Here is an 8,486-nt window from a genome sequence, read left to right on the forward strand (position 1 = left end):
AGTATTTTCACCAGCTACTAAACCAAATAATCATGAAAACCTTAGCAAAAGTTTGTATTGCTTTGTTGCCATTTACAGTAGTTGCTCAACAACCTACTTCAGCAGAAAAAATACAAGATGCTTTGCAGCAAAAAGAAGCGTTAACAAAAAATTCCACGGTAAAAAATATTTCATTTAAAAGCATCGGACCTACAGTAATGAGTGGACGTGTGGTGGATATTGATGTGAATCCAAATGATCCAACAGAATTTTATGTAGGATATGCTTCTGGTGGCGTATGGCATACGAATAACAACGGAACTACTTTTACTCCAATTCTAGACAACTCGCCTACACAAAATGTGGGTGATATTGCTGTAGATTGGAAAAATGGAACAATTTGGGTTGGTACAGGAGAAAATAATTCTTCTCGTTCGTCGTATGCAGGAATCGGAATTTTAAAATCTACCGATAAAGGTAAAACTTGGGCAAACGTTGGGTTACCTGATTCACATCATATTGGGCGAATTTTAATAAATCCGAAAAACCCAGATGAGGTAATCGTTGGTTCTATAGGTCATTTATATTCATCAAACAATGAAAGAGGGGTTTTTAAAACTTCTGATGGAGGTAAAACATGGACAAAAACATTGTTTATTGATGAAAATACAGGAATTATAGATATTCAGCCTGTACCGAACAACTTCAATATTTTATATGCTGCTGCTTGGGAGCGTGAACGTAAAGCATGGAATTTTGATGGAGACGGAAAAAATTCAGCAATATATAAATCGACTGATGCTGGAAATACGTGGACTAAAATTTCGGATAACAATGGTTTTCCTAATGGAGATGGAGTAGGAAGGATTGGTTTAGCGGTATATGATGAAAACACGGTGTATGCTTTTCACGATAGTCAATTCCGAAGAAAAAAAGACAATTTCTGCAGATGAACTTTTGAATATGAAAGACAAAAAATTGAATTCATATATCAAAATGAATGGTCTTCAAGAGAAGTATCGTGCAGAAAATATTAAACAAATCATTCGTTCAAGTCCAGGAGAAATGCGACCAAGTGATTTGGTTGGTTACTTGAAAGATGCGAATGCAGCTTTGTTTGATACTCCAGTGATAGGAGCGGAGGTTTTTAAAACCATTAACGGAGGAAAAACGTGGAAGAAAACACACGAAGGATATTTAGATGATTTGTACTATTCGTATGGATATTATTTTGGTGAAGTTCGTGTAGATCCGCAAGATGAAAATGGAATTTATGTATTAGGAGTTCCAATTTTAAAATCGAAAGATGGAGGAAAAACATTTACTTCTATTAGTAAAGAAAATGTACACGCCGATCATCAAGCACTATGGGTGAATCCTAAAAAACAAGGGCACCTAATTGATGGAAACGATGGTGGATTAAATATTTCATACGATGATGGTGAAAGCTGGATTAAATTAAATCAACCAGCAGTTGGACAGTTTTATACTGTGTATGCGGATAATCAAGAAGTGTACAAGGTATATGGAGGATTACAAGACAACGGAGTTTGGGTAGGAAACCATAACGCAAAAATTGACAAAAGCTGGCATCAAACAGGACAGAACCCTTATGAAAGTTTAATGGGAGGTGATGGTATGCAGGTTGCGGTTGATGACAGAAATCCGAATATTGTGTACACAGGCTATCAGTTTGGAAACTATTATCGAATTGATAGAGCTACAGGAAAACAAACCTATATCCAGCCAAAACCAGAAAAAGACAAGCCAGCATATCGATTCAATTGGCAAACACCTATTCAGCTATCAAAACACAATCAAGATATCTTGTATTTAGGAGGAAATAAATTACACCGTTCTTTAAATCAAGGAAGTGATTGGGAAGAAATCTCAGGAGATTTAACCAAAGGAGAAAAAGAAGGAAATGTAGCTTACGGAACGTTAACTACTATTTCTGAAAGTCCATTCCAATTCGGGTTAATCTACGTAGGTTCTGATGATGGATTGGTACAAGTGACTAAAAACGGAGGAGGAAGTTGGGAGAAAATTTCCAATTCTTTACCACAAAATTTATGGGTAAGTCGTGTAATAGCTTCAAAATATAAGAAAGAACGTGTATATGTTACGTTAAACGGATACCGTTTTGATGATTTTACACCTTATGTATACATGTCTGATGACTACGGAAAAACATGGAAAAACATTAGCGGTAATATTCCAACTTCTGCGGTAAATGTGATTAAGGAAGATCCAGAAAAGGAAAACATTTTATACCTAGGCACCGATAACGGATTGTATGTTTCTTTCAACCAAGGAGAAACTTGGGAAGCGTTTAGCAACGGATTGCCGAATGTTGCAATGCATGATTTAGTGATTCAACCAAAAGCAAAACATTTATTAGTAGGTACTCACGGACGTAGTTTATACAAAGCAAATATTACTTCCTTACAAGAGTTTGATAATAAAGAAGCTATTTTTAGTATCAAGAATATTAAAAAAAGAAATTCTTGGGGAAGCTCATGGAGTAAGTGGTTAGAGCCGTATACGCCAAGTGTTAACATTCCATTTTATATAAATTCTGATAAAGAAGTCGTGTTAGAAGTATATTCTTCAGATGATATTTTGGTAAATACGATAACAACGAAAGCTTCAAAAGGATTTAACGAGGCTGTGTATGATGTTTCTTTTTCAGAAAAAGGAAGAAAGAAATACTTGAAAAAGCACAAAGATGCTGAAATTAAAGAAGCAAAGAATGGTAACTATTATTTGCCTAAAGGAAAATATAAAGTAACCATAGGCGAATTAAGTCAAACATTTGAAATTCTTTAAAAAAGAATAAAATCATAAAAGAGAAAAACAAGATTGTTGTTTTTCTCTTTTTTTTTGAAATAAAATTTACACAACTTAATAAAGAAACATTCCTATTTTTGCGGCATGGGAATTATACGTGTAAACGACATCCGATTATTTACCAATCATGGATGTTTAGATGAAGAAGCAAGAATCGGTTCAGAGTACCGAGTAGATGTAGAGGTAAAAGCCGATTTACAAAAGTCAGCACAAACTGATGAGTTAGTTGATACGGTAGATTATGTGCATTTGAATCAAATTGTAAAAGAAGAAATGGCAATTCGTTCTAAATTGTTAGAACATGTTGCTAGACGAATTTTAGAAAGAATTTTTAGAGAGATACAATTAGTTGATGAAGCGGAGGTTAGCGTAGCAAAAATTAACCCACCAATTGGAGGTAATGTTGCTGAGGTAGCAATTGTTTTATCCGAAGTGCGTAAAAAGTAAAAAAAGCTTGCAAAAAAAGATAAAAGCTGTAAATTTGCAGTCCTTATCAATATAAGGTGTCGTGGCCGAGTGGCTAGGCAGTGGTCTGCAACACCATCTACAGCGGTTCGAATCCGCTCGACACCTCAAGAAGCACATCGTTTAGATGTGCTTTTTTGTTTTTATTAACAAAATAATTCGCTAAAATTCTGCATCTTTGTCGTTATGCGAATTTATCCGATAGAAACAGGTAACTTTAAATTAGACGGAGGCGCTATGTTTGGCGTGGTTCCGAAGTCGATTTGGCAGAAGACAAATCCAGCCGATGAAAACAATATGATCTCAATGGGCATGCGTTGTATGTTGATTGAAGATGGTAATCGATTAACCTTAATCGATACAGGAATTGGAAACAAACAGTCCGATAAATTTTTTGGTTATTATTATTTATACGGAGATTTTTCGTTAGATACTTCTTTAGCAAAATACGGTTTTCATAGAGATGATATTACCGATGTGTTTTTAACACACTTACATTTTGATCACTGCGGAGGTGCAATTCAATGGAATAAAGACAGAACAGGATACGAACCAGCCTTTAAAAATGCACGTTTTTGGAGTAACCAACGTCATTGGGACTGGGCAGTACACCCTAATGCACGCGAAAAAGCTTCCTTCTTACAAGAAAACATTTTACCTATTGAAGAAAGTGGACAATTAAATTTTTTGCATTTAAACGCAAGGGATTATGTTGGTTTTGATGTGTTGTTCAAAGACGGACATACAGAAAAGCAAATGTTACCAAAAATAGAGTACCAAGGAAAAACCTTAGTATTCATGGCAGATTTATTACCAACAGCAGGTCATGTTCCGTTACCGTATGTAATGGGTTATGATACGCGTCCGTTACTTACCTTAAAAGAAAAAGAAGCTTTCTTAAAAGAAGCTGCCGATAAAGAGTTTTACCTGTTTTTAGAGCACGATGCTTACAATGAGGTAATAACTGTTAAGCACACTGAAAAAGGAGTTCGCTTAAAAGACACATTTAAATTTACAGATATTTTTAATTAAGAATAGAGATTATGAGAGTTTTAAAGCCCGTATTTTACTCGGCAATTGCAGTAGCTACTTTAGCTAGCTGTAACACAGTAAGCAAAATCCCTGTACCAGCAGGAAGCAATACCGTAGTTAATATTCCAGCAAAAAAAGCGGAGTTAACTGATTACGAACAAGAAAATTGGCAACACTTAGACTTAGCAACTGATACAATTCCTGGAATGAGCGTTAACAAAGCGTATGAGTTCTTAAAAGGAAAGAAACATGTTGAGGTTGTTGTTGGTGTAGTTGATTCGGGTACCGATTTAAAACATGAAGATTTAGTTGATGTAGCTTGGGTAAACACTAAAGAAGTTGCAGGAGACGGAATTGACAACGATAAAAACGGTTATGTTGATGATATTAACGGGTGGAACTTTTTAGGAGATTCATATAAAGAGCACTTAGAGTACGAGCGTATTTTAATGAATCCTTCTATCGCTGATGCTGAAACTTTAGCAGAAGTAGAAGCTTTTCAGGCTGAAAAAGTTGAAGAAGCTAAAAAAACAGTTAGTCGTTACGAGAACTTAAAAATGGGTGCAGTAGAGTCTGATAAAGTATTCACTAAATACTTCGGAAAAGCAACCTATACAAAAGAAGAGGTAGCAGCAATTAACACAAACGATCCTGCGTTAGGTAATGCAAAAGATTTTGCAACTAGAATGTTCGGATTTTTTGATACGTTAACTGAAGCAAAAGAATACTTTGAAAAAGGGATTAAAAATGCTCAAAAAACAATTGACGGAGAAAACTTAAAAACAGATTACCGTACAGTTGTAGGAGATAATGCTTACGATATTAACGATAAGCCAGGATACGGAAATGGTAATACAGGACACTCTGAAAAAGGAGAAGCTCACGGTTCTCACGTATCAGGAATTGTTGGTGCAACTCGTAGTAACGGTAAAGGTATGGACGGTGTTGCCAATAACGTAAAAATTATGGCAGTACGTTCAGTTTCTGACGGAGATGAGTACGATAAAGATGTTGCTTTAGGTATTCGTTATGCAGTTGATAACGGAGCAAAAGTAATCAACACAAGTTTTGGTAAAGCTTTTTCACCAAACAAAGAATGGGTTTACGATGCAATTAAGTATGCAGCTTCTAAAGATGTATTAATTGTAAATGCAGCAGGAAATGATGGTAAAAACATTGATGTTGAAAAAACATTTCCTAACGATGCACCAGATTTATTAAACGAAGTTGCAGATAACTTCTTAACAATTGGTGCAATGAGTGCTAATTACGATGAGAACTTACCAGCAACATTCTCTAACTACGGTAAAAAGAATGTAGATGTATTTGCTCCAGGAGTACAAGTATACTCAACTACTCCAGACAATGAGTACAAGAAATTCAACGGAACTTCTATGGCTTCTCCAGCAGCAGCAGGGGTTGCAGCATTAGTACGTTCTTATTATCCTGAATTAACAGCAAGTCAAGTAAAACACATCTTAATGAACTCAGGAACTAAGATTGATTTTGATGTTGTAAAGCCAGGTACAGGAGCAAGATATGGTAACGAGCCAGTAAAAGTTCCTTTCTCAGAATTATCAGTTTCAGGACGTGTTGTAAACGCTTACAATGCAGTTAGAATGGCTGATAGAATGGTTAACGGAAGAAAATAAGACTATTATAAATTAGCTAAAAAAGAGCATTATTTTTTGATGCTCTTTTTTTGTTATAATGAAAATGCTATGCAATTAGAGTTCAATAAAAAAACAGAAGAGTTAACCATAAAAGACGAAGTTCCTAAACATTCTTGGTTAATCATAATTTTAATGTTTGTTAACGGAGTTAATATGGGAGTTCAGCTATACTTAATGAGTTATCAAAATAATGAATTACTGTTTAGTTTTATGTTTTTATTAGCTTTAGTTTCGGTAGCTGTGATATTGTATTACGTTGTAAAAAGATCGTGGAAGTCTAAATATTTACTAAAAGAAATAGCAGGACTAGAAACAAAAGTAGCTTACGGAAGAGAACGTGTTTTTTTAAAGTTACAAAACGGAAGAAGACGCAGTTTTCCAATATTAAAAAATGAAGAAGAATTAAAGAGTTTGAAAAGAACACTAACCTCAATGGGAATTAAACCAGTTTAATATGAAGAAAATAATTTTTAGCCTTTTATTGTTGCCAATGGTTTCATGTGCTACAATGAAAAATGGTACCGATACTAATGTGGTAAAAGCACACGAAAATAAGCAAGCTACCAATAACGGTTATTGGCAACAGCATGTAGATTATACAATGGATATTGATATGGATGTAAAAACCTATCAGTATAAAGGAATACAAAAACTGGTGTACACAAATAATTCACCAGATGTGTTAGATAAAGTATTTTATCATTTATACTTTAATGCATTTCAACCAAACTCTCAAATGGATGTTCGTTCAAGAAACATTCAAGATCCAGATAGAAGAGTAGGAGATCGTATTAGTAAATTATCACCTTCAGAAATAGGATATATCAAAGTAAACTCTTTACAACAAAACGGAACAGCGGTAAAACACGAAACTGTTGGAACTATTTTAGAGGTTACATTAAACGAGCCAATTCAACCAGGACAAAGTGTGACATTTGATATGATTTTTGATGCGCAAGTACCAAAACAAATCCGTCGTTCGGGTCGTAATAGTGCAGAAGGAGTTGCTTTATCAATGACACAGTGGTATCCTAAAATGGCTGAATATGATTTTGAAGGATGGCACACACCTCCGTACTTAGGAAGAGAATTCCACGGAGTTTGGGGTAATTTTGATGTGACATTACATATCGACAAGAACTATGTAGTTGGAGGAACAGGATATGTACAAAATCCACAAGAGGTAGGTCATGGTTACGAAGACAAAAAGCAACCATTAAACCTTCCTTCAGGAGATAAGTTAACATGGAAATTTACAGCACCAGATGTTCATGATTTTACATGGGGGGCAGATCCAGAGTTCATTCACGATACGTATAAAATGAAAAATGGTATCGATTTACACTTCTTGTACAAAAAAACATTAGATGCTAAATATTTAGAAAACTGGAAAAAATTACAGCCAAAAACAGCTGAGTTAATGAAGTATTTCAGCAAGCATATTGGGCAATATCCATACAAACAATACTCAGTTATCCAAGGAGGAGACGGGGGTATGGAGTATGCAATGTGTACGCTAATTACTGGGCAACGTGAATGGAGAAGTTTATTCGGTGTTACTGCGCACGAGTTAGCGCATATTTGGTTTCAGTTCTTGTTAGCAACTAACGAAAGTAAGCACCCTTGGATGGATGAAGGGTTTACTACGTATATTTCAAACAAAGCTGAGAATGAAATTCTAGATGAAGGAAAGGAAAATCCACATACTGGTTCTTACAGAGGATATAATTATGTGGTGGGTAATAATATTGAAGAGCCTTTAACAACACATGCCGATAGATACCATACTAACAGAGCATACGGAGTTGCGAGTTATTCTAAAGGAAACATTTTCTTATCGCAATTAGAATATATTATTGGAGAAGAAAACGTAGCAAAAACCTTAAAAAAGTATTTTGAAGATTTTGCGTTTAAACACCCAACACCAAATGATATTAAGCGTACAGCAGAAAAAGTTTCAGGTATTCAGTTAGATTGGTACTTAAATGAATGGACGCAAACGACGCATACAATTGACTACGGAATCAAATCTGTTAACGGTAAAGAAATTACCTTAGAGCGTATTGGTCAAATGCCAATGCCTATTGATGTTGAGGTAGTTTATACTGATGGTTCTAAAGAATCATTTAATATTCCGTTACGTATGATGCGTGGAGAAAAACCAACCAATGCTACAGTTATTACCGATTGGACTTTTGCACATCCAACCTATACGTTTACCGCAAAAAAAGAGGTAAAATCAGTTGAAATTGATCCGTCTAAATTAATGGCAGATATCAACCAATCAAATAACACATACGGTAAATAGCCAAAGTTTTTAAAATGTCATGTCGAGTGATTTTTATGACTGTAAGGAAGAAATCCCGAAAATTTGGGAGTATCGAGACATCTTTTGTTTGTTCTCGATACATCTCCCAAAAGGTCGATACTCGAAAAGACATCAACCATTTACATTAAAATATTAAAACGGAAACCTGAACGGGTTTC

General features: G+C 35.1%; 5 protein-coding genes, 1 tRNA gene and 1 pseudogene. All 7 read left to right on the top strand.

Features of this window, described 5'->3' with window-relative positions; translation table 11 throughout:
- Positions 1 to 32 precede the first annotated feature (32 nt).
- Positions 33 to 2,808 (top strand): annotated as a pseudogene (locus tag OU788_RS07400) (VPS10 domain-containing protein).
- A 105-nt stretch (positions 2,809 to 2,913) separates the two neighbouring features.
- The gene (gene folB / locus OU788_RS07405; RefSeq protein ID WP_274634576.1) at positions 2,914 to 3,276 is read left to right on the top strand and encodes a dihydroneopterin aldolase; all 363 of its coding nucleotides are present in this window, start codon (positions 2,914 to 2,916) and stop codon (positions 3,274 to 3,276) included.
- A gap of 55 nt (positions 3,277 to 3,331) precedes the next feature.
- Positions 3,332 to 3,402 (top strand) — tRNA-Cys (locus OU788_RS07410).
- 78 nt (positions 3,403 to 3,480) lie between these two features.
- A complete protein-coding gene (locus OU788_RS07415; protein WP_274634577.1) occupies positions 3,481 to 4,326 on the top strand; it encodes an MBL fold metallo-hydrolase in 846 nt (281 codons plus the stop codon).
- 11 nt (positions 4,327 to 4,337) lie between these two features.
- Entirely contained in the window at positions 4,338 to 5,978 is a 1,641-nt protein-coding gene (locus OU788_RS07420; RefSeq protein WP_274634578.1) for a S8 family serine peptidase, read from the top strand.
- A gap of 69 nt (positions 5,979 to 6,047) precedes the next feature.
- Positions 6,048 to 6,452, top strand: a complete 405-nt coding sequence (locus tag OU788_RS07425) for a hypothetical protein (RefSeq protein WP_274634579.1) — start codon at positions 6,048 to 6,050, stop codon at positions 6,450 to 6,452.
- Position 6,453: 1 nt separating this feature from the next.
- Positions 6,454 to 8,307: a M1 family metallopeptidase gene (locus OU788_RS07430; protein ID WP_274634580.1), complete on the top strand. Its 1,854-nt coding sequence runs from the start codon at positions 6,454 to 6,456 to the stop codon at positions 8,305 to 8,307.
- The last annotated feature ends 179 nt before the right edge of the window (positions 8,308 to 8,486 follow it).

Origin of the sequence: Tenacibaculum sp. L6 (genome assembly GCF_028823685.1) — a bacterium.
In the GTDB taxonomy this organism is placed as follows: domain Bacteria; phylum Bacteroidota; class Bacteroidia; order Flavobacteriales; family Flavobacteriaceae; genus Polaribacter.